The following is a 24154-nucleotide window of genomic DNA, read 5'->3' on the forward strand; positions in this document are numbered from 1 at the left end:
CCGGGATGGGCTGTCGTTTTACTGTCGATGAACTTTCAAGTGTTTATCGATCTGCTGGCGAGCCCCCTGCGGCTATGGCGCGAAGCGCCACGTGACGCAGTATGAGCACGTGGAAAAAGTGCGACTTCTCGTGGTGGACGACGATCCGCCCATCGCCGACCTCGTGGCGACAGTGGCCCGCTACGAGGGCTGGGAGGCGGTCACCGCGTACTCGGGAGAGGACGCGCTGCGGCAGGCCGCAGAGTTCCACCCGGACATCGTGGTGCTGGATCTGATGCTGCCAGGCCTCGACGGATTCGGCGTGCTCGACCGGCTGCGCCAGTCCGGCACGATGGTGCCCGTGGTCTTCCTCACCGCCCGCGACGGCGTCGCCGACCGGGTCGCCGGACTCACCCGGGGCGGTGACGACTATCTGGTCAAGCCGTTCGCCGTGGAGGAGCTGATGGCCCGGCTGCGCACGGTGCTGCGCCGCAGCGCCGGGCCCTCCTTCCAGCGGTCCGTGCTCCAGGTCGCGGACCTGACCATGGACGAGGACACCCGCGAGGTCCGCCGCGGCGAAAAACTGCTCACGCTCACCCCCACCGAGTACGAGGTGCTGCGCTACCTCATGCGCAAGTCGCCCACCGTCCTCACCAAGGCACAGATCCTCGACCACGTCTGGGAGTACGGCTTCGGCGGCCGCTCCAACGTGGTCGAGCTGGTCGTCAGCCGGCTGCGCCGCAAGCTCGACGGCATCGATGACGGCATCGCACCGCTCATCCACACCGTACGAGGGTTCGGATACGTGCTCCGGCAGGCCAGCGAGTGATCGGCCGGCTGCGACAGGTCTACTGCGGGATGCGCCTGGGCACCCGGCTCGCGCTGGGCCTGGGCGCCCTCGCGCTGGTCGTGTTCGCCGTCGTCGGCAGCGCGCTGACCATGTACATGCGGGACTATCTGTCGGCGCAGCTCAACGAACAGCTGAGGATCGCCCAGATCGCCCAGTCCAAGAGCATCGCGGACAACGGCACGCTGCAGGGCAAGAAGTACTACGGCTGGTACTACGCCGTGTACGACGTCTCGAACGGCGCCCCCGTGCTTCGCACACCCGAGGACGCCGCCGACGTACCGAAGGACATCGACGACTTCACCGCCGTGGCCCGCGCCCAGACCAGGGCGGACACGGAGGTCGTGCGCACCGGCCACCTCAGGGGCCAGGGCCAGTACCGGATGCGCGCCTGCGAGGTCGAGCCCGGAGTGATCCTGGTCAGCGCCGCGCCCATGGACGAGATCGAGGACACCGTGGGCCGGCTGATCGCCGTCCAGGTGGTCACCTTCGTCCTCGCCCTGACCGCGCTCGTCGTCTTCGGCCGGCAGATGCTGCGCCGTGGACTGAAGCCGCTGAGCGACATGGCGCACACGGCCCGCGGCATCACCTCGCACGACCTGACGGACTCGGCGCGGCTGCAGGTGCGCGCCGACGGCGGCGACGGCGGCTTTGAGGTGGAGGAACTGCGCACCGCCTTCAACACCATGCTGGAGCACATCGACGACGCGCTCGCCGTGCGCACTGCGGCCGAACAGCGCCTGCGCCGCTTCGTCGCCGACGCCTCCCACGAACTGCGCACCCCCCTGATGTCGGTACGCGGTTACGCCGACCTCTTCCAGTACGCCGCCGCCCACAGCCCCGAGGAACGAGACAAGCATCTGGCCCGGCTGCGCGCCGAAGCCGCCCGCATGGGTGTCCTCCTCGACGACCTGCTGCTGCTCGCCCGCCTGGACGCCGCCGACGTGGAGACCCCGCTGCGGCACGAGGAGGCCGACCTGGTCGAGCTGGTGCAGCAGGCGGCGGACGCCTTCCGCGCCGGCCGCCCCGACCATCCGCTGACCGTGACGACCGGCTCCCGCCCGGTACGGCTGCGCCTGGACGTCCTGCGGGTACGGCAGGTCCTCGACAACCTCCTGGCCAACGCCGCCGTGCACACCCCGGCCGGTACGAAGGTGTCCGTGTCGGTCGCCGTCTCCTCCGGCACGGCCGAGGTGCGGGTCTCCGACTCGGGTCCCGGGATCCCGGCCGCCGACCAGGCCCAGGTCTTCGACCGCTTCTACCGTGTCGACAAGGCCCGCAGCCGCGACCGCGGCGGCAGCGGCCTTGGGCTCGCGGTCGTCCGCTCCCTGGTCCGCGCCCACGGCGGCACGGTGGAACTCACCAGCGAGCCGGGCGAGACGACCTTCACGGTGAGACTGCCGTTGGGGCGACTCATCGCGTAGCCGCACGGGACCGGTGAGGCTTGCGCGACCGGTGGGCTTACGCGACCGGTGAGGCTTACGCGACCGGTGAGGCCGCGCGTGGCCTGCGGTTTCTTTGCGCTTCGCTGGTACGTCCGGGTCACGCGGAGGCCCTAGCCTGATCGCCATGGGCAAGACGGTGCGGCAGGCCGCGCGGGCCACCCTCCAGTTGATCATCGCCGCGGCGATGGCGTTCGGGCTGTACATCTTCATCACCGTGCTGCTGATCACCGCCGTCGCCACGGTCGCGGTCGTCGGCGCCTGGATGCTGCCCGAGACGGTCATCCTGATCCGCAGGATCGCCGGGGCCAAACGGCGGCAGGTCGCCGCCTGGACCGGCCGGGACATCCCCGAGGCGTACGAGCCGATCACCGGCACGGTGCGCGAACGCGTCCGCGTCGCCGTCCGCGATCCCGGCACCCACACCGACGCCCGCTGGATGCTCGCCTACTACGTCTACGGCTGGCTCCCGTGCCTGATGGTCCCGCTCTGGCCGCTGGGCCTGCTCGTGGACGGTGTGTGGGCCGGGCTGCTGCGGCGGCCCGCGGTCGTACTCCCGCTGGTCAGCCGCCTGGCCGACCTGGACGCGCACTGGTCGGAGACCCTGCTCAAGCCGTCCCCGAAGGCCCGCCTCGCCGAGCGCGTGCAGGAACTGACGGAGACCCGCGCCGACGCCATCGCCGCGCACGGCGCGGAGCTGCGCCGTATCGAACGGGACCTCCACGACGGCGCCCAGGCCCGTCTGGTCTCCCTCTCCATGCGGATCGGTCTTGCGCAACGGGCTTACGACCGTGACCCGGAAGGTGCGCGCAAGCTCCTGGCCGACGCGCAGGAGCAGGCTGAGGCCGCCCTGGCCGAGCTGCGGCATGTCGTACGCGGTATCCATCCGCCGATCCTGACCGACCGTGGGCTGGCCGGTGCGGTACGGGCGTTGGCGGCCGGCAGCGGCATCCAGGCAACCGTGTCCGTCGACGGGCTGGAGGACGCCGACGGGCCGCGTCCCCCGGCCGCCGTCGAGGCCGCCGCGTACTTCGTCGTCGCCGAGGCACTCACCAACGCCGCCAAGCACAGCGGATCCGACCGCGCCGAGGTCGCCCTCGCCCGCATCCGCCGGGGAGTCCGGGTGCTGGTGCGCGACGACGGGCGCGGCGGCGCCGAGGACCTTCCCGGCACGCCCGGTCCGGCGACCGCGATGGGCGGCTCGGGACTGCTCGGCATGCGCCGCCGGGTCGCCGCACTCGACGGAACCCTGACCGTCACCAGCCCCGTCGGGGGCCCCACCATGATCGAGGTCGAGCTGCCGTGCGTATGGTGACGGCATCGGATACGGCAGACGGACCCGGGGCGTCGCGACAGCGGCTCTGTGACATGGTGCGGCTCCGCCGCGAGGGGACAGAGGTGGGACGGCCGTGCGTGTGGTGATCGCCGAGGACAACGCCCTGCTGCGGGAGGGCCTGGTCCTGCTGCTGACCTCCGCCGGGCACGAGGTGGCGGCCGTCGCCGGCAGTGGCCCCGAGGTCCTCCCCGCACTGCTGGAACACCGCCCCGATGTCGCCGTGCTCGACGTCCGTATGCCGCCCGGCTTCCGCGACGAGGGGCTGCGCGCCGCACTGGAGGCCCGCCGGCAGATGCCCGGGCTGCCGGTGCTGGTCCTCTCGCAGTACGTGGAGGAGTCCTACGCCGCCGAACTGCTCGGCGGCGGGGCGAGCGGCGTCGGCTATCTGCTGAAGGACCGGGTGGGCCGCGTGGACGAGTTCCTCGACGCGCTCGACCGGGTGGCGGCGGGAGGCACCGCCCTCGACCCGGAGGTGGTGACCGAGCTGCTCACCCGCCGCAAGGACTCCCCGCTGGACTCGCTGACCCCGCGCGAGCGTGAGGTGCTGAAGCTGATGGCGGAGGGCCACGACAACGCGACCATCGCCAGGACCCTTGTCGTCACCGAACGCGCGGTCAGCAAGCACATCGGCAACGTCTTCCTGAAACTCGGTCTGCCGACCAGCGACAGCGGCCACCGCAGGGTGCTGGCGGTGCTGGCGTACCTGAACAACGCGTAGGCATCGAAGGTCCGGGCCTGACGCGAGCGGGAGCCCGCCACCGGCTCGGCCGGCGGCGGGCTCCCGCTCGCGTCAGGACGGGTACTGGTCGAAGGTCACGACGACCTTCTCCGCCGCCCCAGGCGTCAGCGTCAGCTCGAACGCGCGCTCGACCTCGGTGAACGGCACCGTGTGGCTGATGAGCTTGCCGAAGCGCTCGTGGTGCTCGACGAGTTCAGGGGTGACCTCGAAGATCTCGGTGGGGTAGCCCTGGGAGGCGACCAGGGTCAGCTCGCTGCGGAGCATGCCGCCGAGGTCGATCTCCGTGCCCTTCTTCTGCACCGCCACCATCACCAGCTTGGCGCCCCACTTCGCCGACCCCACCACGGTGTTGAAGACGGCCGCGACACCGGCCGCGTCGATGTAGATGTCGGTGCCCGGGCGGGGCTGGCCCAGCGCGTTGGCCGCCTGCCCGTGCAGCTCGGTCAGCCGCGCGGCCACATCCTCCTCGGCGGAGTCGATGACGGCGTCCGCGCCCACGGCCAGTGCCTTCTCCAGCCGGGAGGGGATGACGTCGACGACCACCACGTGCCGCACACCGCGCAGCTTGAGCCAGATGGCCGCGCCGAGGCCGATGGGTCCGGCGCCGAAGACGACGACCCGGTCGTCCGGCTTCGCCTCGGAACGGTTGACGCAGTGCCGGGCGACGGCCATGGGCTCGTTCAGGGAGGCCACGGCGAACGGCACGGTCTCGGGGAAGACCGCCACACCCTTGCCGATCTCGGCGTTCTCGATCAGCAGGTACTCGCTGAGGGCACCGTACTTGCCGCCGCAGCCGATGATGCCGGTCGGGGCGTCCTGCGGATTGACCACCACCCGGTCGCCGACCTTCAGGTCGCTGACCTCGGCACCGACCTCGACGATCTCGCCGGCCGGCTCGTGGCCCAGCGGAACGGGAACCATCTCGCCGCCCAGGTGCGCACGGGCGGGCATACCGCCCATGTGGAGGAAGGTGACGTCGGTGCCGCAGATGCCACCGGCGCGGATGCGCATGAGGACATCCTTGGGGCCGGGCACGGGACGCTCGACGTCCACGACCTCGATCCTGCCGACGCCGCCGGTGTGCACGGACTTCATGGTCGCCATGGTCTGACTCGCTTTCTGAGGGTGATCGGAACCGCTTGAGCTGATCCGGTGAGGCTGGGAGCTGTGGGCAGTGAGGCACGGAAAAGGTGTGTCGCCGGGTTCGTGGGCGGCGCTTCCCGCGCCCCGGCCACCGTTCAGGTGGTGCGTGGGTGCGCCCCGAGGGCGTGCAGGACGGCGTCGGCCATACCGCGCTCCCCGCGCTCGTTCGGGTGCACGGAGGCCGCGGGGGAGCGGGGTACGAGCGGCTCGATCCAGCGGCTGTCCTCGGCGGAGCAGGCGTCGTGACCCTCGGACGGCGTGTACGTGTCCACATACCGCGCCCCGGCGGCCTCGGCCCGCTGCCGCAGCATGGCGTTCAGCTCGCGCTGCTTGTCGCGGATGAAGTCGACGTCACCGGGGGTGAGGGCCATTTCCCGGCCGCAGTCGCCGCCGTCGGACGGCAGGATCGCCGGGTAGCCGACCACGTAGACCCGCGCCTCGGGCGCCCGGCGTCCGACCTCTTCCAGCGCGAGAGCGAGCTTCTCGTCCACCGCGTCGATCTTCTGCCGCACCTCGTCGGTGTCCCCGGAGACGTAACGCTCCTTGCACGGGGCGTCAGCGGCGTTCTCCTTGCCGCCGCCCGTGACCTCGTACAGCACACCGGAGGTGACACAACGCTTGATAACGGAGGCGAAGCCGATGTCGTTGCCGCCGATGCCGACCGTGACCAGCCGGGTCGAGGCGGAGAGCGCGTCGAACTGGGCCGGGTTGGTGCCGTCGTCGGTGGACTGGGCCGCGGACAGGTCGCCGATGGTGGCGCCGCTGCAGCTGACGTCACGGAAATCGGTGCCCTTGATCTTCAGTTCCTCGGCGACCAGGGCCGGGTAGTTGCGGTCGGAGCGTTCGCAGCCGCCGGGAGTGCCGTTCTGGCCGGGGATCTTCGGGCCTGCGGTGTAGGAGTCGCCGAGGGCCACGTACGGCCCCTTCGGCGGCGCCGAGCCGTCCGTGCTCCCGCTGCCGCCGTCCCCGTCACCGCCCCGGCCGACGCTGATCGCGGTGAGCAGCACGCCGCACGCGGCCGCCCCGGCCAGTCCGGCTCGTAGAGAGGTTCTCATCGGTGTGTCCTGTCTTCTTCCGTCTCGCGTCTCGGGTGCGCGCGAGTCCGGCGGGCGCCGGACTCGGTCGTGCTGTCGGTCGCTCGGCCGGGGGAAGGCGGGTGGGGCAGTCGAGCTGGGTGGGTCGTGAAGGTGTCCGTGGGCCCGGTGGCTGGAAGGGGGGAGGTTTCCGGCCACCGGGCCACGGACCGCGCCGGGCCCCGTCCCCACGGGTTCGGCGCGTAGGGGCCGCTTCCGCTCGGACCGGCCCCGGTCCTGTCGAAGGCGGTACGTCCGATCCATAGGAAGGAAGAGCGGGCGTCGCCTTGCTTGAGTTAGGCAAACACATGTGACTTACTTGAGTCAAGCAATCGAGTGGGATTGCTTGAGTTAGGCAACGAGAAGGTAGGGTGATGCACATGTCCCCATCGCCGCCGGCGGCCGTTCCCGCCTCCCCGGAAGTGATCGAGATCGAACGGGCCCTGACCCAGATCACGTATCTGAGTACGCGGGCCCGGCAGCACGACCGTCTGATGGCGCTCGCCGGCGTGCCGCTGGACCGGGCGGCCGTGGCGCTGCTGCGGCAGGTCGCCGACTCCGAGCCGCTGCGTCCGGGGGAGTTGGCCGCGCGGCTGGGCGTCGAGGCCTCCCATGTCACCCGCCAGGTGCAGCAGTTGCAGAGGTCCGGGCATGTCACCCGGGTTCTTGACCCACATGACCGCCGGGCTCGGCGCGTCCAGCTCACGCCCGACGGGCAGAGGGCCGTGGAACGCATCCGGGAAGCCGGTGCGCTCGGTATGAGAATGGCCCTCACCGACTGGTCGCCGGAGGAGATCGGCCAACTCGCCGCGCTCTTCGACCGCATGGTCGAGCTGTTCCTGTCCCTCTCCGCCGACGAGAACCAGGATCTCGATGCGGGCCCGCCCGCTCCCGCCGTCTGAGAGCGCGGGAGCCGCTCCGCGGGACACGCCGATCCACGGGCGGCGCCCGCCGCTTCGACGCACCCCCTCCGCCCGGCATCCGCACCACCCCGTCCCTCCGCGAAGAATGAGCCCTACACGAATGGCCTTAACCATGTACGGCAGTGCCACTGAGAAACCCTCGCTCGCCCGCGGGGCGGGGCAGCGCGTCCTCCTCGCTGTCGAGGACCCGGAAGTCGCCGAACTGCTGTCCACGACTCTGGAGTTGGCGGGGTACCGGATCGACACGGTGGGCACCGGCACCGAGGCCCTGGCGCGGCTCGGCGCACACCGGTTCGACCTCGTGGTGCTCGATCTGACGCTGCCGGACCTGGAGCGCTTGACCCGGGGGCAGCGGGGCGTCATCCAGCGCCCGCCGGTGCTCTTCCTCGCCGCCTGCGACGCGCTGGGCCGTCTCCTGCCCGAGCTGGGACTGGGGGAGAAGGACTATGTCACCAAGCCCTTCCGGATCGCCGAAGTCCTCGCCAGGGCGCAGGTGTTGCTGCGTGGCACCAACACCGGCCGCCGGGAGAGCGGCCTCGGCTACGGCGATCTCGCTCTCGACGACTCCGCCTGTCAGGCTCTGCGCGCGGGGCAGGCCCTGCATCTCACGCCCGCCGAGTACCGGTTGCTGCGCTACCTCCTCGTCAACGCGCACAAGGTGTTGTCGAAGGAGCAGATCGGTCGTTACGTGTGGGGCGACTTCCACGGCGACAACGCCATCGAGCAACTGGTCTCCCGGCTGCGGCGCAAGGTGGACCGGGAGGGCCCGGCACTGATCCACACCCGCCGGGGCTTCGGCTACTGGCTCGGCAGATCGGCCGAGCGGGAGTGAGTCGCTTGTGAGATATTCGCGATGCGAATGTGCCTCTGGCGCCGTGGGGTGAGTGGGGCCGCAGGACGTTTCCTGTGGGTGGCTCCGGAATGTTCTGGAGCCGTCTTTTCGCCGTTCCGGACCGTCTCGTTCTCGGCCACTGGCTGTACGTCAACTCATATGCTGTCAAAGCGTGTTGATGGAAGGTGGGGGGGGGGCGCCCTGTCGCCCGGTGGCGGGGCGGCATGTGACCTGCGTCATGTCAGGAATTCGTCAGGAAACTGACCGGTAGTAGTCAGCCCGCTCTGTTTGCATGTGCTTATCAAGCGTTCGAACCCGTGACCCCGGTGCTCCGCCCCCACCGCCAGTACCCACCACCGAGGAGAGACATGGCCACCGCGACCCCGAGGCGTTCCCCGACCTCGGCCGCCTCGACATCACGCTCGACACCCGCCGCCATGTCGCCTTCGGCTGCACCCACGAACTGCCCGTCGTCCGGTGACGACTTCCAGCCCGCGAACCAGGCAACCGCAGCAAGTACTTCAGCCGCCATCAGCCTCGCCAGCCGCATCAACAGCACAAGAACGACCTGAAGAAGGAGATTCTCATGAAGGTGGAACTCGACGAGCCGAAGTGCGTCGCCTCCGGACAGTGTGTGATGGTGTCCCCCGAGGTGTTCGACCAGCGTGACGAGGACGGCATCGCTTTCCTCATCGAGGAGCACCCCGCCGACGACCTGCTGGACGGCGTGCACGAAGCCATCGCGGTCTGCCCCGCCGCCGCCATCCGCCTGGTCCAGCAGTGAGGCGGATCGCTGTCGTGGGTGCCTCGGCCGCCGGACTGGCGGCGGCCGAGACGCTGCGACGCGAGGGGTACGACGGCACCCTCACCCTCGTCGGCGACGAGCCGCACGCCCCGTACGACCGGCCCCCGCTGTCCAAGCAGATCCTCGCGGCCGAGTGGGACACCGACCGGCTGCCGCTGCGCACGCCGGACCACCTAGGCGGGCTCGGCCTCGATCTACGGCTCGGGACCGCCGCAACCGGCCTCGACCTCGGAGCCCGCGAGGTCCGGCTGGCCGGCGGCTCGACGGTGCCGTACGACGGACTGATCGTCGCCACCGGCGTACGTCCCCGGCGGCTGCCCGGCGCGGGCGCGCACGTCCTGCGGACGCTGGACGACACCCTGGCGCTGCGGGAGCGGCTGACGCCGGGGCGGCGGCTGGTCGTGGTCGGAGCCGGGTTCCTCGGCGCGGAGGCCGCGGCCGTGGCCTGGCGCCTCGGGGCCAAGGTCACCCTCCTCGAACCGGCGCCGGTGCCGCTGGCCCACGCGGTCGGCGAGGACGTCGGCGCGGTGCTGTCCCGGACCCACCTCGACCACGGGGTGAACCTGCGCACCGGTGTCACCGTCACCGAGGTGACCGAGAACGGGGTTCTTCTCGCCGACGGGGAGGTGATCGAGGCCGACGAGGTGCTGGTCGCCATCGGTTCGCGGCCGAACACCGAATGGCTGGCGGACAGTGGCCTGAACGTGGGCGACGGCGTGCTGTGCGACCAGTTCTGCGAGGCCGCGCGGAACGTCTATGCGGCCGGTGACGTCGCCCGCTGGCACAACCCCCTGTTCGGCACCTCGATGCGCATCGAACACCGCACCAACGCCGCAGAACAGGGCATGGCCGCGGCCCGCAACCTCCTCGACCCGCAGACGCGAAAGCCGTTCTCGCCGGTGCCGTACTTCTGGTCCGACCAGTACGACATGAAGATCCAGGCGTACGGCTACCTGCGCGGCCACGACGAGGTCGCCGTTGTGGAAGGCGACCTGGCCGAGCGGAAGTTCGTGGCCGTCTACCGCACCGGCGAGAAGGTGACCGGCGCCCTCGCGGTCGGCATGCCGCCCAAGGCGATCCGGCAGTGGCGCCAGGCCATCGCGTCCGGCGCCGTCTGGCGGGAGACCGTGACGGCTTGACGGCTTGACGGCTTGACGGCTTGACGGCTTGACGGCTTGACGGCCTGGCGGCTTGGTGGCCTGACGGCCCGACAGTCGTTCAGCCAGAGCGGTAGAGCGCCGTCAGCAGTTCGATGGCGGGCTGGGTGGCGGGATGGGGATCGTCCCGCCACCAGGCGAGTCGCACGGCGATGGGCTCGGCGTCGCGTACGGGCCGATAGACGACGCCGGGTCGCGGGTACTGGTGGGCGGTGGACTCCGCGGTCATGCCGATGTAGCCGCCGGTGGCGATCATGGTGAGCCAGTCGTCGACGTCGTGGCTCTCCTGGGTCGCCGGACGCGCGTCGGGCGGCCACAGCTCGGCGGTCGTGGTGCCGGTCCTGCGGTCGACGAGCAACGTGCGCGCGCCGATGTCGGCGAGCCGTACCGAACGGCGCCGGGCCAGCGGGTCGTCCGCGGCCATCGCGCACAGCCGACGCTCCAGTCCGACGATCGCGGAGTCGAACCGGCGGTCGTCCAGCGGGCGGCGCACCACCGACAGGTCGCAGGTGCCCTCCGCCAGCCCGGCCGTCGTGGAGTTGACGCGCACGAGCCGCAGATCGACGCCGGGACGCGCGGCACTCCAACGGCGCTGAAAGGCGAGCGTGTGCTTGCCGAGCGCCGCCCAGGCGTACCCGATCCGCAGCCGCACATGGCCGGACGTCGCTTCCCTGACCAGGTCTTCCACCTCGCCCAGTACGCGCCGGGCGTGCGCCACCGCCCGCAGGCCCGTGGGCGTCGGTGTCACCTCGCGCGAGGTCCGCCGCAACAGCCGTACGCCCAGGGTCCGTTCGAGGGAGGCCAGCGTGCGGGAGACGGCCGCCTGGGAGACACCGAGCGCGATCGCGGCATCGGTGAACGTGCCCTCGTCGACGATCGCGACGAGGCAACGCAACTGCCGAAGCTCGACCTCCTTGGCATCCACCTCCTTGACCTCCCCGGGGCCGATCGGAATGTCGTTCTCGCCGGCCGGGTGATCGATGTCCTTCGGATCCATGACTCCAGCGTATGGATCGAACCGCTGATGCATTTTGCGCATGGGCTGTACGGCCGCACGATCGAGCCATGGAAACCGCCCCCGCACCGCGTACGGTCACCGCCACCCCGGCCTCGGCCGTCCCCGCGGCCCGGGATCCGGAGCCCGGCGCCGCACGACTGGCCGGTGTGGTCACCATGGTCGGCAGCGGGGTGTGCAACCAGGTCGGGGCGGCGCTGGGCGCGCTGGCCTTCCCGGTGCTCGGACCCGTCGGCGTGGTCGCTGTACGCCAGTACGTCGCCGCGATCGTCCTCATGGCCGTCGCCCGCCCCCGGCTGCGGGACTTCAGCGCACGGCAGTGGGGGCCGGTGGCGCTGCTCGCCCTGGTGTTCGGCACGATGAACCTGTCCCTGTACACCGCCGTCGACCGCATCGGCCTGGGGCTGGCGGTGACGCTGGAGTTCCTCGGCCCGCTCACCATCGCCCTGGCCGCCGCTCGCCGCCGGGTGGACGCGATCTGCGCGGTGATCGCCGGGGCCGGCGTCGTCACCCTGATGCGTCCACAACCCTCCGCCGACTACCTCGGTATGGGCCTGGGGCTCCTCGCCGCGGCCTGCTGGGCCGCGTACATCCTGCTCAACCGTACGGTCGGCCGCCGCGTCCCCGGCGCGCAGGGTTCCGCGGCCGCCGCCGGGCTCTCCGCGCTGGTGTTCCTGCCGGTGGGTGTCGTTCTCGTGGTCCGGCAGCCGCCGACCGTCGGTGCTGTGGGCTACGCGGTGGCCGCAGGGGTACTGGCCTCGGCGGTGCCGTATCTCGCTGACATGTTCACCCTGCGCCGCGTACCGGCCCAGGCATTCGGGCTCTTCATGAGCGTGAACCCCGTTCTCGCCGCCCTCGTCGGGTGGGTCGTGCTCGGCCAGGGTCTCGGACGGATCGAGTGGGCCGCCATCGGAGCGGTGGTGGCGGCGAACGCGATGAGCATGCTCGTGCCCAGGCGCTGACTCAGGCCCGAGGGGTGACCCGGACTGTGCGCCGCCGGTCAACCTGGCGGATCCCCTCATGGACACTTGCTCATTTCTTTACACCTGTCCATTATCTTCGTCATGAAGCTCGAGTTCCCCGAGTCGTCGGCACCCGCGCCACCCCTGGACCGGCGGGTCCGTCGAACGCGGTCCGCGCTGATGAGGGCCACGATCGACCTCGTCACCGAACGGGGCACGACGGCCGTCCCTGTCTCCGAGATCGCCGAGGCCGCGGATGTGAGCCGGCAGGTGCTGTACCAGCAGTTCGGCGACCGTGACGCGCTGCTGCTCCAGGCGGCGCTGGATCTCGCCCGCCGTGAACTGCTGGAAGGCGCCGCATACGACCCGGACACCATGACCGAGCGGGCCGGAGTGCTCGCCATGGCCCGGCACTTCGCGGAACACCGGGGCTTCTACCGCCCCATGCTGACCGGCTCCTGCGCCTTCGCCCTGAACAAAACGCTGACCGAGCTGATCATCCCGGTCAACCGCGAGGTCGTACGGCAGAAGTACGGCAACCACCTCGCCCCGGAACTGGTCGACGACCTCGCCACCTTCCTCACCGGCGGAGCCTCCGCCGTCGTCAACACCTGGATCGTGGAGGGCGAGGAGCCGCTGGACCCCGAGGCGTTCACCGACCGGCTGATGCGGATGACGCCCGTCGTCACCGCCGCCATGGGCCGGTCCACCACCCCCCACCAAGAGGAGCGACGCCGGTGAACCTGAGCAGCCATCTCCTTCAACACGCCCTGAAACTGCCCCCGCCACTCACCCGCGACCTCGTCGTCGATCGGGACCTCCGGGTGCCGATGCCCCACGGCGTCGACCTGCTCGCCGACCGCTGGACACCCCGTGCCGGGGGAGAGAACCTGCCTACCGCACTGATCCGCTGCCCGTACGGCAGACGGGGTGTGGTCGCCCTGGGCTCGGTCAGGCCGTTGGCCGAGCGCGGATATCAGGTTCTCATCCAGAGCACCCGGGGCGGCTTCGGCTCCGGCGGTACCTTCGACCCCATGCGCCAGGAACGCGAGGACGGCCTCGCGACCCTGGACTGGCTGGTGAAGCAGCCGTGGTTCGGCGGCTCGATCGTGCTGGTCGGCACCAGCTACATGGGATATGTGCAATGGGCGGTGGCCGACAGGCTGCCGCCGGAGGTCAAGGCGATGATCCCGCACATGACGGAGTCCGCACTGACCTTGGAGTTCCTGCGCAAGGACGGGATGTCGCTGCAGACGCCGTTCGGCTGGGGCGCCATGGTCGCCAAACAGGAACGTCCGTTCTCGATGGTCCGTCAGCCCTTCGAACTGAAAGGCATACGCCGCGCCCTCGACACGCTTCCCCTCGCCGAAGCCGACGTCGCCGCCCTCGGCCACCGCTCGCAGTACCTCCAGGACATCTTCGAACACGACGCCGACGACCCGCACTGGGCACCGCTGGACCACCGGCGGCGGGTGGCCGGCGTGACCGTCCCGGTCAGCTCGATCGGCGGCTGGTACGACATCTTCCTGCCCGGCCAACTACGGGACTTCAAGGCCCTCCAGGAGGCGGGACGCCCGGCCCGGCTGACCGTCGGGCCCTGGACGCACACCACCTTCGACAACACGCTGGTGTGCGAGGCCGTCGACTTCGGACTCGCCCACGCCCGCGGCGAACAGCCCCCGGAACGCGCGCCCGTGCGGCTGTACGTGACCGGCGAGGAGGCCTGGCGCGACTTCGCGTCCTGGCCGCCCAAGGGCTACGAAGAACGACGTTTCCACCTCCAGCCCGGCGGCGCCCTGGCCACCGAACCGCCCACCGAGTCGGCCCCCGACACCTACCGCTACGACCCGGCCGACCCGACCCCCTCCGTCGGCGGCGTGGCCATGCCGCCGGGCGCCGGCCCCGTCGACAACACCGCGCTGGAGGCCCGTGCGGACGTGCTCACGTACACCACCGCCGCACTGGAGGAGGACGTCGAGGTCATCGGGGAGGTCGGCGCCGAGATCTTCTTCCGCTCCAGCCTGCCGTACGCCGATGTCTTCGTCCGGCTCTGCGACGTCGACCCGGGCGGCCGTTCGACCAATGTCTGCGACGGCCTGACCAGCCTCACCGCCGCCGACGCACTCAGCCGCGCCACGGTCCGGCTCTGGCCGACCGCGCACCGGTTCAAGCGCGGCCACCGCATCCGGGTCCAGGTCTCCAGCGGCGCCTTCCCGCGCTACGCCCGCAACCCGGGCACCGGGGTGCCGCACGCCACCGCCACCACGCTCAGCGCGGCCGACCAGACGGTTCACCACGACCCGGCGCATGCCTCGGCGGTGCTCCTGCCGGTCCGCGCCACGGCGTAGAGGTGAGGTGACACAGGCCGGAACCTGCGGGAATCTCATGAGAACAAAATTGTTGACAATCTTGTTGGCCTAGATTTACGTTCGACAGGCACTCACTCAGGGAGGGCACATGCCGAACGAAGCCCGTCCGGGCACTGGCGAGCAGGCGAAACAGCACGCGCTCGCGAAGCTGCGGCAGGCGATTCTGCACGGCGACATGGCACCGGCGCAGCGGCTGGTGGAGAACGAGCTCGCCGAGCAGTTCGGTGTGACACGGGCCAGCATCCGCGCGGCACTGATCGATCTGGAGGCCGAGGGACTGGTCGAGCGGATCCGCAACCGTGGTTCGCGGGTGCGGGTGGTGACCGTGGAGGAAGCGGTCGCCATCAGCGAGTGCCGCATGGTCCTGGAAGGGCTGTGCGCGGCGAAGGCGGCCACCCTGGCCACCGACGACGAACTGGCCGAACTGGCCGACATCGGCACCGCCATGACCAAGGCCGTCGCCGACGGCGAACCGGTGACGTACTCCGAGCTCAACCAGCGACTGCACGCCCGCATCCGGGAGATCTCCGGTCAGCAGGTGGCGGTGGAACTGCTGGAGCGGCTCAACGCCCAACTGGTACGCCACCGTTTCCAGCTCGCACTGCGGCCGGGACGGCCCCAGCACTCCCTGAGTGAACACCTGGCCATGATCGAGACGATCACGGCGAGGGACCCGCAGGCGGCCGAAGAGGCCGTCCGCGCCCACCTCACGAGCGTCATCGGCGCGTTGCGCGAATAACGTTCTCGCCCGCGCGCTCCCGGGGTGGGGCAACAGGCTCGTCGGAGCCTGTCCGGCCTGTTCACCGAGGAGATGCAGCACATGACCGACGGCACGGCGCGCGCCGCCGCACCACCACGATCGACTCTTGTCGTCACCGCCCACGCGGGCGACTTCGTGTGGCGGGCCGGCGGTGCCATCGCACTGGCCGCCATGCGGGGTGAGAAGGTCACCATCGCCTGTCTGACCTTCGGCGAGCGCGGCGAGTCCGCGAAAGCCTGGCGCGAGGGCCGGAAGCTGGACGAGATCAAGGCGATCCGCAGGGAAGAGGCCGAGAAGGCGGCTCTCGCACTCGGCGCCGAAGTCGTCTTCTTCGACGCCGGCGACTATCCGCTGATCGGCACGCCCGAACTCACCGACCGGCTGGTCGCCGCCTACCGCGCGGCCCAGCCGGATGTCGTCCTCACCCACACGCTGGAGGACCCGTACAACGGCGACCACCCGGCGGCGGCCCGTATGGCCCTGGACGCGCGCGTGCTCGCCCAGGCCATCGGCTACCCGTCCGAGGGCGAGATCATCGGCGCCCCGCCGGTCTTCTTCTTCGAGCCCCACCAGCCCGAGATGTGCGGCTTCAAACCCGAGGTACTGCTCGACATCACCGAGGTCTGGGACACCAAGCGCAGGGCGATGGAGTGCCTGGGCGCCCAGCGCCACCTGTGGGACTACTACACCGACCTCGCCGTACGCCGTGGCGTCCAGCTCAAGCGCAACGCCGGACCCAACCTGGGCCTTGCGCACAAGACCATGGCCGAGGCGTACATGCGCCCCTACCCGCAGGTCACGGGGGTGCTCGACTGATGGGCGGCGTGATCGTCACCGACCCGCCGAAGGCGGACGCGCAGGACGTCGAGGCGCTCGGCCGGTACGGCGTCGCCACCGTGCACGAGGCCATGGGCCGCACCGGGCTGCTCGGCACCCACCTCCGCCCGATCCAGCGTGACACCCGGATCGTCGGCACCGCCGTCACGGTCCTGTCCTGGCCCGGCGACAACCTCATGATCCACGCGGCCGTCGAGCAGTGCGGCGAGAGCGACATTCTCGTCGTCACCACCACCTCGCCCTCCACCGACGGCATGTTCGGCGAACTGTTCGCCACCGCGCTCCAACGGCGTGGTGTGCGCGGCCTGGTCATCGACGCGGGTGTCCGCGACACCTCCGAACTGCGCGCGATGGACTTCCCGGCCTGGTCCGCCGCCGTCAGCGCGCAGGGCACGGTCAAGGCCACCGGCGGCTCCGTCAACGTCCCCGTCGTCATCGGCGGCCAGACCGTCCGCCCGGGCGATGTGATCCTCGCCGACGACGACGGCGTGGTGGTCGTCCCCCGCGAACGGGCCCGCCGGGCGGCCGAGGCCGCGGAGGCCCGCGAGCAGAAAGAGGCAGCCTCTCGTGCCGCCTTCCTCGACGGCCAACTCGGCCTGGACCGCTACGGGTTGCGCGAGACCCTCGTACGCCTCGGCGTGACCTACCAGACCTACGAGGAGTACGTCCGCGAGGAGGCGGGGCCGTGACGGGGTGGCCCGAGGGAGTGCGCTGCACGCTGATGCGCGGCGGCACCTCCAAGGGCGCCTACTTCCTCGCCGGAGACCTGCCCGCCGAACCCGCCGCCCGCGACGAGCTGCTGCTGCGGATCATGGGCAGCCCCGACCCGAGCCAGATCGACGGCCTGGGCGGCGCCCACCCCCTGACAAGCAAGGTCGCCGTGGTGTCGGCCTCGCCCGACTCCGAGGCCCATGTCGACTACCTGTTCCTCCAAGTCGGTGTCGGACAGGGCGAAGTGACAGATCGTCAGAACTGCGGCAACCTACTCGCCGGCGTCGGCCCGTTCGCCGTCGAACGCGGGCTGGTCGCCCCCGGCGACCCGCAGACCTCCGTACGCATCCGCATGCTCAACACCGGGGACCTCGCGGTCGCCACCTTCCCCACCCCCGGCGGCCGGGTCGCGGTCACCGGGGACGCCGAGATCTCCGGGGTGCCGGGGACGGCCGCGCCGGTGGTGATCGAGTTCCCGCAGAGCGGAAGCCCGCTGCTGCCCACCGGCAATGCCCTTGACCTGGTCGCGGGCACCGTAGTGACCTGCGTCGACAACGGCATGCCGACCGTGCTCATCCCCGCCGCCTCACTCGGGGTCACCGGCCACGAGTCGCCCGGGGAACTGGAGGAGAACGCGGCTCTCGTCGGCCGGTTGCGCGAGATCCGGCGGGAGGCAGGTCGGCTGATGGGCCTCGGCGACGTCGAGCACGCCACGGTGCCCAAACTCAGTCTGCTCGCGCCGCCCCGGGACGGCGGCGCGGTCACCACCCGCACCTTCATCCCGGACCGTTGCCACACCTCCATCGGGGTGCTGGGCGCCGCGAGCGTCGCCGCGGGACTCCGCGTGGCCGGAGGCGTCGGCGAGGGCATCGCCCGACTCCCGTCGGCAGGCGACCGATTGCGGATCGAGCACCCCACCGGCTTCCTCGACATCGAGACCCAGGTCGCCCGCGGCCCCGACGGTGCCCTCACGGCGAGCCGCACCGCCGTCGTACGCACCGCCCGCAAGATCTTCGACGGCATGGTCTTCCCCCGGCCCGCCGCACTCGCATCTCACTCCTGAGGAGTCGCTGATGACCCCGCCGCTCGGCGACATCGCCCATCTCGGGCATGTCGAACTGCTCACCCCCGACCTCGACCGCAGCCTCTGGTTCTTCACGGAGATCCTCGGCCTCACCGAGAACGGCCGCTTCGGCGGCTCGGTCTACTTGCGGACCTGGGACGACTACGAACACCACAGCCTGACCCTCACCGCCCACTCCACCAACGGCATCCGCCGCACCGCCCTGCGCGCCTCCAGCGAGGAGGCCCTCCAGCGCAGGGTCGAGGAGCTGGAGAGCAGGGGCCGCGCCGGCCGCTGGGTCGAGGACGAGCCGGGCATCGGCCCGCTCTACGTCACCACCGACCCCGACGGCCACGAGGTCGCCCTCTACTGGGAGAGCGAGTGGTACGAGGCACCGGCCGACCTCAGGCCCGGCCTGAAGAACCAGCCCCAGGCCAAGCCGGGGCACGGCGTCGGCGTACGGCGCCTCGACCACGTCAACTTCCTCGCCTCCGACGTCGAGGAGAACGCCGCTTTCACCCGCGATCTGCTCGGCGCCCGCGCCACCGAGCAGATCGTTCTCGACACCGGAAGGGTCGCCGCCCAGTGGCTGACCTTCACCAACAAGTCGTACGACGTCGTCTACACCGAGGACTGGACCGGCTCGCAAGGACGCCTGCACCACATCGCGTTCGCCACCGACACGCGCGAGGACATCCTGCGGGCTGCCGACCTCTGCCTCGACCAGGACGTGTTCATCGAGACCGGCCCGCACAAGCACGCCATCCAGCAGACGTTCTTCCTCTACGTCTACGAGCCCGGCGGCAACCGCATAGAGCTGTGCAACCCGCTCACCCGGCTCGTGCTGGCCCCGGACTGGCCGCTCATCACCTGGACCCAGGCCGAGCGTGCCAAAGGCCAGGCATGGGGCCTGAAGACCATCGAGTCGTTCCACACGCACGGCACACCGCCGGTCGACTGAGCGGTTCTTTCAGCTTCTGCTCAGCTCCGAATGAGTCCGTTCCAGGGTCGCGCCGGACGCGGCTCAATTGTTGCCGAGATTGTTGATAAAAACGTTGACTCTCTCAGGGTGTCCTAGCGTCTGGCGCACGTCCCCTGGTTCGAGAGGTGAAACAATGACGCCCTCCTCCCCGTCGGCGACCGATCGCGTCGGCAAACTGGCCGCCCTGGTCGTCGGACTGGCTGGCCGCGTTCTTCGACGGTCTCGACATGTTCGTCTACGGCTCCGTCCTGCCCCACATGCTCGCGGAGAAGGCCCTCGGTCTGACCCCGGACCAGGCCGGTGACCTGGGCAGCTACGCCACCTTCGGCATGCTCGTCGGTGCCCTGGCCGCAGGCACGGTCGCCGACCGGATCGGCCGCCAGAAGCTGATGGTCGCCTGAGTGGCCCTCTTCTCGCTGGCCTCAGGCATCTGTGCGATGGCGAACAGCGTCGGTGTCTTCGGCCTCGGCCGGACGCCTTCGCCGGACTCTCGTCCATGGTCTTCATCGGCATCGCCTCCGTGCGTACGGCCCGGCAGACGCCGCCGCAGAGCAGCCCGGAGAAGACGCTTTCCGCGACGGGCTGAACGCGCCGCGCCACAGTGCGCACATCGGGGCCGGGCCCACACCGGGGTCCGGCCCCGAAGCCGTTTCAAGGGGGGCGGCTGTTTCCACGGCGGGCGGCTGGCGGCCCCGCCGCCGGAGTCGTCTCGGAGAGCGCGGTTCTCGTCATGGTCCGCGCCGGCCGGCGCGGCCGATCCCCAGGTCCCCGAACGCGCTCAGGAAGCCTTCGCGTCGACCGCCCGCCGTACATGCCCGGCGATCCGCAGATACACCTCGCGGGCCCTGTCCTCGTCGTTGTTGTCGTAGCCGTGGTCCGCGCCGGTCACGTCGTGGTGCTCGACCAGGGACCCGGCCGTGCGGAGCCGGTCGGCGTAACGCACGCCCTCGTTCTTGAGAAGGTCGTACTCGGCGGTGATGACGACCGCCGGGGCGATCCCCGTGAGGTCCGCGGTGTCCGACGGGAGGGCCGGGGAGGCGAGCCGGTCGGCGCGCTGCTTCGGGTCGGGGATGTACGCGCTGTTGAAGATGTCGCCCATCCATGGCCGCAGCATCGGCTTGGCGATGGCCGCCTTCTTGTCCCGCGCGTTCGTGGCGAGGTCGAGCGGCGGATAGTGCAGGACCTGGAGGGCGATCGAGGGGCCGTCCTGCTCCAGGGACTGGCGGGCCACCGCCGCCGCCAGGCCGCCACCGGCGCTCTGACCGCCGACGGTGAGCCGGCCGCCGTCCCAGCCGTGCTCCGAGCCGTGCTCGGCGGCCCAGCGGACGACCTCGAAGGCCTGGTGGGGCGGTGCCGGGAAGGGGTGCTGGGGTGCGACGACGTAGTCCACGTTCAGCACGGCCACGCCCGCCTCCACGGCGAGGACCCGGCACAGCGAGTCGTCCAGCGCGGTCTCCGCCATGACGTAGCCGCCACCATGGAAGTTGACGTGGATCGGCGGGGGAGTGCCGTCGGTCTCGGCGGGCAGGTACAGCACGGCGCGGGCCGGGGCGACCGAGGTCGGGATCGTCAACTCGCGCGTGGTGCAGGTGAATTCGGGCAGCCGGGCATGCCACGCCGCTATGGAGCCGCGCCCGCCTGCCCTTCGGCTCGCCACGGCGAGCATGCGTTGCATCAGCTTGGCTGCGAAGGCTGCCACCGGGGGCTGGGCGAGAAGGGACATGGGGGCTCCGTTCCACACGCCTTTGTTGAGAAATGCAATTAACAGGAATCCTGCCGATTGGGGGGTGATCTTACCGTCTCGGCGCGCCGGCGGCCATGAAACGAGAAATGAACTTACTTGAGTCAGGCAACAAGATGGTAAAGTGGATTGCATGTCCCCATCACCGCCATTCTCCGATCCCGCCTCCCCGGAAGTGGTCGAGATCGAGCGAGCCCTCACTCGCATCACCTATCTCAGTACGAGGGCCCGGGCTCACGAGCGCCTGATGGCCCTCGCGGGCGTACCGCTCGACCGGGCCGCCGTGGCGCTGCTCCGCCAGATCGCCGATTCCGAGCCGCTGCGTCCCGGCGAGCTGGCCAACCGCCTGGGCGTCGAGGCCTCCCACGTCACTCGCCAGGTGCAGCAGCTGCAGAAGTCCGGTTACGTCACCCGCGTCCCCGACCCCGACGACCGCCGCGCCCAGCGCATCGAGCTGACCCCCGTCGGGCAGCAGGCCATAGACCGCATCCGGGAATCCGGTGTGCGCGGAATGCAGATGGCGCTCGCCGACTGGGAACCCGAAGAGCTCCGGCAGCTCGCCGGCCTCTTCCACCGCATGGTCGACGACTTCCTCGCCCACGCCAACGACTACCTGGACCAGGAGCCCGAGGCTTCCGCGCCCGCCGGCTGACCGCCTCCGACGGTGTGCGCGAGCAGCCCCGGCCCGCTGTACGGGCCGGGGCTGCTTTGCGTCCGGGGCTGCGTTGCGTCCGGGGTCTCAGGCGCCCGAAATGCCGCCGAGGCAGAACTGCCACACCTCGTCGATGGTGACCCGGTGGCCGTCTCCGTTGATGGCAACATCGTTCACGCGGGCGGCGAACGTGATGGTCTGGATGACGAGAAAGGCCTGATTGCGGGGCCGGTTGATGGGGATGACACCGGAGCTCGTGGCCTCCGCCAGGAGCTCCGTGAAGACCGCGAGCAGCGGCAGGCGCGCGGTCGCCACCTGATCGGGGTGCTCGATCTGCAACCGCAGGGCGAAATCGCTGAAGAGCGGACGTTCCAAACCGGGACGGGGGCGGGACTGCTCGAAGAGGATCTCGACGGCGATCCGGACGCGCTCCAAAGGCTGGTCCACATCGGCCGTGGCCAGGCGGATCTCGGTCGCCGTAGCGGAGAGGGCGTCCTCGAACAGGGCGAGCAGCAGTTCGTGCTTGCCGTCGAAGTGCTGGTAGAAGCTGCGCAGCGACTGGTTCGAGCGGTCCACGACCTCTTGGACGGTGAAATCCGTCGTTTCCTTCTCCGCGATGAGTTCCTGCGCCGCGTCCAGAAAACGCTGGACGCGCTGTTCGGCACGGAGGGTGGCGGCTCGGGTCGATCGTTCCACAGCGCGTCGGCGCCAGGTCGGCTGTTCTCGGGAAGCTACGGTCACGTGTGCAGAACGACAGTCGGCCGCGCTGGTAACGAGCTGCGACGCTCCACCGAACCCCCGACGCGGTATCCACGACTTCCGCTCACCACCGGTAAGAACGCGGTTCTCCCTCGGCACTGGTACCGCGGTACCACCGCCGCCCCGAAGTGCACCCCGTGGTACCGGAATCGAAGCCCTCCACATCCCTAGGTTGAAGACACGGGCCACGGAGCGGCCGGGCCCGGGCGCGAGGCGACAGGATGAGCTGACCCATGATCGAAGTACAGGAGCTGACCAAGCGGTACGGGGACAAGACGGTGGTGGACCGGCTGGACTTCACCGTCAAGCCGGGCCAGGTCACCGGCTTTCTCGGTCCCAACGGCGCGGGAAAATCGACCACCATGCGCATGATCATCGGGCTGGACGCCCCCACGGGCGGCACGGCCCTTGTCAACGGACGCCGCTACGCAGACCACCGGGCCCCGCTCCAGGAGATCGGCGCGCTGCTGGAGGCCAAGTCGGTGCACCCCGGACGTACCGCCTTCGGCCATCTCATGGCGCTGGCTCACACCCACGGCATCCCGCGGCGCCGCGTGGACGACGTGATCGAGCTGGCCGGACTCGGCAGCGTGGCCCGGAAGCGGGTCGGCGCCTTCTCGCTCGGCATGGGCCAGCGGCTCGGCATCGCGGCCGCCCTGCTCGGCGACCCGGCCGTCGTGATGCTCGACGAACCGGTCAACGGCCTCGACCCGGAAGGCGTGTTGTGGGTGCGCAACCTGCTCACCCAGCTGGCAGACGAGGGCCGCGCCGTCATCCTCTCCTCGCATCTGATGAGCGAGACCGCGCTGATCGCCGACCACCTGGTCATCATCGGCCGGGGTCGGCTGCTCGCGGACACCACCGTCGACGCCTTCGTCCAGGAGGCCAGCGGCGGCGGGGTGAAGGTCGCCACCACCGACCCCGCCCGGCTGCGCTCGCTGCTCGCCGGGCCGGACATCACCATCACCTCCGCCGCCGCGGAGGAACTCCTCGTCCACGGGCTCGACGCCCGCCACATCGGCGCCGTCGCCGCGCAGCACGGGGTGCCGCTCTACGAACTCACCCCGCAGGCCGTCTCGTTGGAGCAGGCGTTCATGGACCTCACCCGCGACGCGGTGGAGTACCAGAGCGCACCCACCGCTCCCGCCGCCCCCTCCCGGAAGGTTGCCGTCCGATGACCGCCACCACCGTCGCCCCCGCCCCTCGCTACAAGGTGAGCAACCTCCGCGTCCTGCGCGCCGAGTGGGCCAAGTTCTGGTCGCTGCGCTCCAGCTGGATCACCCTGGCCGTCGCCCTGGTCCTGCTGGTCGCGATCGGCGGGATCGCCTCGGCGGCGTACGACCCCGACGCGACGGCCACCGCTGCCGGCGGGCCACCCGGCGCCCCCGGCGGCGACAGCGACGCAGTCGGCCTGGCCCTGACCGGCCTGACCATGGCGCAGCTCGCCATCGGCGTGCTCGGTGTACTCGTCTCCGCGAGCGAGTACAGCACCGGCATGATCCGCTCCACCCTGGCCGCCGTACCGAGACGACTGCCCGTGCTGTGGGCGAAGAGCGCCGTTTTCGGTGCCGTCGCCCTGGTCGTCGCCGGCGTGGGAGCGCTCGCCGCGTTCGGTGTGGGCGGGCTCGGCCTGGACGGTACGGACATCGCGGTCTCGCTGAACGATGACGGCGTTCTCCGCAGTCTCCTGGGCGCGGGCGCCTATCTCGGGCTGGTCGGTGTCGCGGGCGTTGCCCTGGGCGCGCTGCTCCGCTCCACCGCGGGCGGCATCGCCGTTCTCGTCGGTGTCCTGCTGATCGTGCCCGGCCTCACCTCGCTGCTGCCCGACTCCTGGTCGGACAACATCACCCCGTATCTGCCGAGCAACGCGGGCGAGGCCGTCTACTCCCTGACCCAGTCCTCCGACTCGCTCAGCCCCGGCGCGGGTCTCGCCGTCCTTGCCGGCTGGGTGGCGCTCACCCTCGCCGGAGCGGCGTACCGTCTGGTCCGCACGGACGCCTGACCTGCCTGTCCACGATGTCGACGAC

The 24154-nt window shown here is 70.6% G+C and carries 25 protein-coding genes and 1 pseudogene; 20 read left to right on the top strand and 6 right to left on the bottom strand.

Features of this window, described 5'->3' with window-relative positions; all coding sequences use genetic code 11:
* The first annotated feature begins 109 nt into the window (after positions 1–109).
* The 4 genes from SGFS_RS47535 to SGFS_RS47550 all read left to right on the top strand — a co-directional run bounded on the left by SGFS_RS47535 (position 110) and on the right by SGFS_RS47550 (position 4322).
* A complete protein-coding gene (locus SGFS_RS47535; protein WP_286258899.1) occupies positions 110–808 on the top strand; it encodes a response regulator transcription factor in 699 nt (232 codons plus the stop codon).
* Positions 805–2250 (top strand): sensor histidine kinase, encoded by a 1446-nt coding sequence (locus SGFS_RS47540; RefSeq protein WP_286258901.1) that lies wholly within the window; start codon positions 805–807, stop codon positions 2248–2250. Before SGFS_RS47535 ends, SGFS_RS47540 begins: the two co-directional genes overlap by 4 nt.
* A 145-nt stretch (positions 2251–2395) precedes the next feature.
* Complete coding sequence (locus SGFS_RS47545; RefSeq protein WP_286258902.1) at positions 2396–3583, top strand: sensor histidine kinase; 1188 nt, start codon at positions 2396–2398, stop codon at positions 3581–3583.
* A gap of 94 nt (positions 3584–3677) precedes the next feature.
* Positions 3678–4322 (top strand): response regulator, encoded by a 645-nt coding sequence (locus SGFS_RS47550; RefSeq protein ID WP_286258903.1) that lies wholly within the window; start codon positions 3678–3680, stop codon positions 4320–4322.
* A 72-nt stretch (positions 4323–4394) separates the two neighbouring features.
* On the opposite strand, the gene SGFS_RS47555 is transcribed toward SGFS_RS47550, so the two are convergent.
* Both SGFS_RS47555 and SGFS_RS47560 read right to left on the bottom strand, forming a co-directional pair.
* Positions 4395–5447 (bottom strand): zinc-dependent alcohol dehydrogenase, encoded by a 1053-nt coding sequence (locus SGFS_RS47555; protein ID WP_286258904.1) that lies wholly within the window; start codon positions 5445–5447, stop codon positions 4395–4397.
* 134 nt (positions 5448–5581) lie between these two features.
* Positions 5582–6541, bottom strand: coding sequence for an SGNH/GDSL hydrolase family protein (locus SGFS_RS47560; protein ID WP_286258906.1), 960 nt, complete (start codon positions 6539–6541; stop codon positions 5582–5584).
* A gap of 398 nt (positions 6542–6939) precedes the next feature.
* Here SGFS_RS47560 and SGFS_RS47565 point away from each other — a divergent pair, with 398 nt between their 5' ends.
* Positions 6940–7461, top strand: coding sequence for a MarR family winged helix-turn-helix transcriptional regulator (locus SGFS_RS47565; protein WP_286258907.1), 522 nt, complete (start codon positions 6940–6942; stop codon positions 7459–7461).
* 133 nt (positions 7462–7594) lie between these two features.
* On the top strand, positions 7595–8314 hold the full coding sequence (locus SGFS_RS47570) for a response regulator transcription factor (RefSeq protein WP_286260402.1): 720 nt from the start codon (positions 7595–7597) through the stop codon (positions 8312–8314).
* Between the two features lie 301 nt (positions 8315–8615).
* Here SGFS_RS47570 and SGFS_RS47575 read toward each other — a convergent pair whose 3' ends face one another.
* Positions 8616–8846 carry a hypothetical protein gene (locus SGFS_RS47575; protein ID WP_286258908.1) on the bottom strand — a complete coding sequence of 77 codons (231 nt, stop codon included), beginning with the start codon at positions 8844–8846 and terminating at the stop codon, positions 8616–8618.
* 54 nt (positions 8847–8900) lie between these two features.
* Here SGFS_RS47575 and SGFS_RS47580 point away from each other — a divergent pair, with 54 nt between their 5' ends.
* Both SGFS_RS47580 and SGFS_RS47585 read left to right on the top strand, forming a co-directional pair.
* Positions 8901–9098: a ferredoxin gene (locus tag SGFS_RS47580; protein ID WP_286258909.1), complete on the top strand. Its 198-nt coding sequence runs from the start codon at positions 8901–8903 to the stop codon at positions 9096–9098.
* Complete coding sequence (locus tag SGFS_RS47585; protein ID WP_286258910.1) at positions 9095–10258, top strand: NAD(P)/FAD-dependent oxidoreductase; 1164 nt, start codon at positions 9095–9097, stop codon at positions 10256–10258. Before SGFS_RS47580 ends, SGFS_RS47585 begins: the two co-directional genes overlap by 4 nt.
* Positions 10259–10337: 79 nt before the next feature.
* On the opposite strand, the gene SGFS_RS47590 is transcribed toward SGFS_RS47585, so the two are convergent.
* Positions 10338–11273, bottom strand: a complete 936-nt coding sequence (locus tag SGFS_RS47590; RefSeq protein WP_286258911.1) for a LysR family transcriptional regulator — start codon at positions 11271–11273, stop codon at positions 10338–10340.
* Between the two features lie 68 nt (positions 11274–11341).
* On the opposite strand from SGFS_RS47590, the gene SGFS_RS47595 reads away from it, so the two are divergent.
* The 9 genes and pseudogenes from SGFS_RS47595 to SGFS_RS47635 form a co-directional block, all read left to right on the top strand.
* Positions 11342–12253, top strand: a complete 912-nt coding sequence (locus SGFS_RS47595) for an EamA family transporter (protein WP_286258912.1) — start codon at positions 11342–11344, stop codon at positions 12251–12253.
* A 102-nt stretch (positions 12254–12355) separates the two neighbouring features.
* Positions 12356–12994 carry a TetR/AcrR family transcriptional regulator gene (locus SGFS_RS47600; RefSeq protein ID WP_286258914.1) on the top strand — a complete coding sequence of 213 codons (639 nt, stop codon included), beginning with the start codon at positions 12356–12358 and terminating at the stop codon, positions 12992–12994.
* Entirely contained in the window at positions 12991–14601 is a 1611-nt protein-coding gene (locus SGFS_RS47605) for a CocE/NonD family hydrolase (RefSeq protein ID WP_286258915.1), read from the top strand. The genes SGFS_RS47600 and SGFS_RS47605 overlap by 4 nt, the downstream gene beginning before the upstream one ends.
* A gap of 109 nt (positions 14602–14710) precedes the next feature.
* Positions 14711–15361 (top strand): GntR family transcriptional regulator, encoded by a 651-nt coding sequence (locus SGFS_RS47610; RefSeq protein WP_286258916.1) that lies wholly within the window; start codon positions 14711–14713, stop codon positions 15359–15361.
* A gap of 81 nt (positions 15362–15442) precedes the next feature.
* Positions 15443–16198, top strand: a complete 756-nt coding sequence (locus SGFS_RS47615) for a PIG-L deacetylase family protein (protein ID WP_286258917.1) — start codon at positions 15443–15445, stop codon at positions 16196–16198.
* The gene (locus SGFS_RS47620; protein WP_286258918.1) at positions 16198–16908 is read left to right on the top strand and encodes a 4-carboxy-4-hydroxy-2-oxoadipate aldolase/oxaloacetate decarboxylase; all 711 of its coding nucleotides are present in this window, start codon (positions 16198–16200) and stop codon (positions 16906–16908) included. Before SGFS_RS47615 ends, SGFS_RS47620 begins: the two co-directional genes overlap by 1 nt.
* The gene (locus SGFS_RS47625; RefSeq protein WP_286258919.1) at positions 16905–17993 is read left to right on the top strand and encodes a 4-oxalomesaconate tautomerase; all 1089 of its coding nucleotides are present in this window, start codon (positions 16905–16907) and stop codon (positions 17991–17993) included. Before SGFS_RS47620 ends, SGFS_RS47625 begins: the two co-directional genes overlap by 4 nt.
* A 10-nt stretch (positions 17994–18003) precedes the next feature.
* Positions 18004–18954 carry a catechol 2,3-dioxygenase gene (locus tag SGFS_RS47630; protein WP_286258921.1) on the top strand — a complete coding sequence of 317 codons (951 nt, stop codon included), beginning with the start codon at positions 18004–18006 and terminating at the stop codon, positions 18952–18954.
* 154 nt (positions 18955–19108) lie between these two features.
* Positions 19109–19451, top strand: a pseudogene (locus tag SGFS_RS47635) (MFS transporter); the annotation flags it as partial.
* Positions 19452–19753: 302 nt separating this feature from the next.
* On the opposite strand, the gene SGFS_RS47640 reads toward SGFS_RS47635, so the two are convergent.
* On the bottom strand, positions 19754–20698 hold the full coding sequence (locus tag SGFS_RS47640; RefSeq protein ID WP_286258922.1) for an alpha/beta hydrolase: 945 nt from the start codon (positions 20696–20698) through the stop codon (positions 19754–19756).
* A gap of 151 nt (positions 20699–20849) precedes the next feature.
* Here SGFS_RS47640 and SGFS_RS47645 point away from each other — a divergent pair, with 151 nt between their 5' ends.
* Positions 20850–21368 (top strand): MarR family winged helix-turn-helix transcriptional regulator, encoded by a 519-nt coding sequence (locus tag SGFS_RS47645; RefSeq protein ID WP_286258923.1) that lies wholly within the window; start codon positions 20850–20852, stop codon positions 21366–21368.
* A gap of 87 nt (positions 21369–21455) precedes the next feature.
* Here SGFS_RS47645 and SGFS_RS47650 read toward each other — a convergent pair whose 3' ends face one another.
* Positions 21456–22064: a TetR/AcrR family transcriptional regulator gene (locus SGFS_RS47650; RefSeq protein ID WP_286258924.1), complete on the bottom strand. Its 609-nt coding sequence runs from the start codon at positions 22062–22064 to the stop codon at positions 21456–21458.
* Between the two features lie 296 nt (positions 22065–22360).
* Here SGFS_RS47650 and SGFS_RS47655 point away from each other — a divergent pair, with 296 nt between their 5' ends.
* Together SGFS_RS47655 and SGFS_RS47660 are read left to right on the top strand one after the other, a co-directional pair.
* Positions 22361–23305 (top strand): ABC transporter ATP-binding protein, encoded by a 945-nt coding sequence (locus tag SGFS_RS47655; protein ID WP_286258925.1) that lies wholly within the window; start codon positions 22361–22363, stop codon positions 23303–23305.
* Positions 23302–24129 (top strand): ABC transporter permease, encoded by an 828-nt coding sequence (locus SGFS_RS47660; protein WP_286258926.1) that lies wholly within the window; start codon positions 23302–23304, stop codon positions 24127–24129. Before SGFS_RS47655 ends, SGFS_RS47660 begins: the two co-directional genes overlap by 4 nt.
* Positions 24130–24154: the final 25 nt, after the last annotated feature.

This window comes from Streptomyces graminofaciens (assembly GCF_030294945.1).
Classification (GTDB): Bacteria; Actinomycetota; Actinomycetes; order Streptomycetales; family Streptomycetaceae; genus Streptomyces; species Streptomyces graminofaciens.

Coding starts and splice junctions, on each gene's coding strand:
- SGFS_RS47545 (WP_286258902.1), top strand. CDS start 2,396: ATGGGCAAGACGGTGCGGCAGGCCGCGCGGGCCACCCTCCAGTTGATC.
- SGFS_RS47555 (WP_286258904.1), bottom strand. CDS start 5,447: ATGGCGACCATGAAGTCCGTGCACACCGGCGGCGTCGGCAGGATCGAG.
- SGFS_RS47560 (WP_286258906.1), bottom strand. CDS start 6,541: ATGAGAACCTCTCTACGAGCCGGACTGGCCGGGGCGGCCGCGTGCGGC.
- SGFS_RS47565 (WP_286258907.1), top strand. CDS start 6,940: ATGTCCCCATCGCCGCCGGCGGCCGTTCCCGCCTCCCCGGAAGTGATC.
- SGFS_RS47570 (WP_286260402.1), top strand. CDS start 7,595: ATGTACGGCAGTGCCACTGAGAAACCCTCGCTCGCCCGCGGGGCGGGG.
- SGFS_RS47575 (WP_286258908.1), bottom strand. CDS start 8,846: ATGGCGGCTGAAGTACTTGCTGCGGTTGCCTGGTTCGCGGGCTGGAAG.
- SGFS_RS47580 (WP_286258909.1), top strand. CDS start 8,901: ATGAAGGTGGAACTCGACGAGCCGAAGTGCGTCGCCTCCGGACAGTGT.
- SGFS_RS47590 (WP_286258911.1), bottom strand. CDS start 11,273: ATGGATCCGAAGGACATCGATCACCCGGCCGGCGAGAACGACATTCCG.
- SGFS_RS47595 (WP_286258912.1), top strand. CDS start 11,342: ATGGAAACCGCCCCCGCACCGCGTACGGTCACCGCCACCCCGGCCTCG.
- SGFS_RS47600 (WP_286258914.1), top strand. CDS start 12,356: ATGAAGCTCGAGTTCCCCGAGTCGTCGGCACCCGCGCCACCCCTGGAC.
- SGFS_RS47610 (WP_286258916.1), top strand. CDS start 14,711: ATGCCGAACGAAGCCCGTCCGGGCACTGGCGAGCAGGCGAAACAGCAC.
- SGFS_RS47615 (WP_286258917.1), top strand. CDS start 15,443: ATGACCGACGGCACGGCGCGCGCCGCCGCACCACCACGATCGACTCTT.
- SGFS_RS47620 (WP_286258918.1), top strand. CDS start 16,198: ATGGGCGGCGTGATCGTCACCGACCCGCCGAAGGCGGACGCGCAGGAC.
- SGFS_RS47630 (WP_286258921.1), top strand. CDS start 18,004: ATGACCCCGCCGCTCGGCGACATCGCCCATCTCGGGCATGTCGAACTG.
- SGFS_RS47640 (WP_286258922.1), bottom strand. CDS start 20,698: ATGTCCCTTCTCGCCCAGCCCCCGGTGGCAGCCTTCGCAGCCAAGCTG.
- SGFS_RS47645 (WP_286258923.1), top strand. CDS start 20,850: ATGTCCCCATCACCGCCATTCTCCGATCCCGCCTCCCCGGAAGTGGTC.
- SGFS_RS47655 (WP_286258925.1), top strand. CDS start 22,361: ATGATCGAAGTACAGGAGCTGACCAAGCGGTACGGGGACAAGACGGTG.
- SGFS_RS47660 (WP_286258926.1), top strand. CDS start 23,302: ATGACCGCCACCACCGTCGCCCCCGCCCCTCGCTACAAGGTGAGCAAC.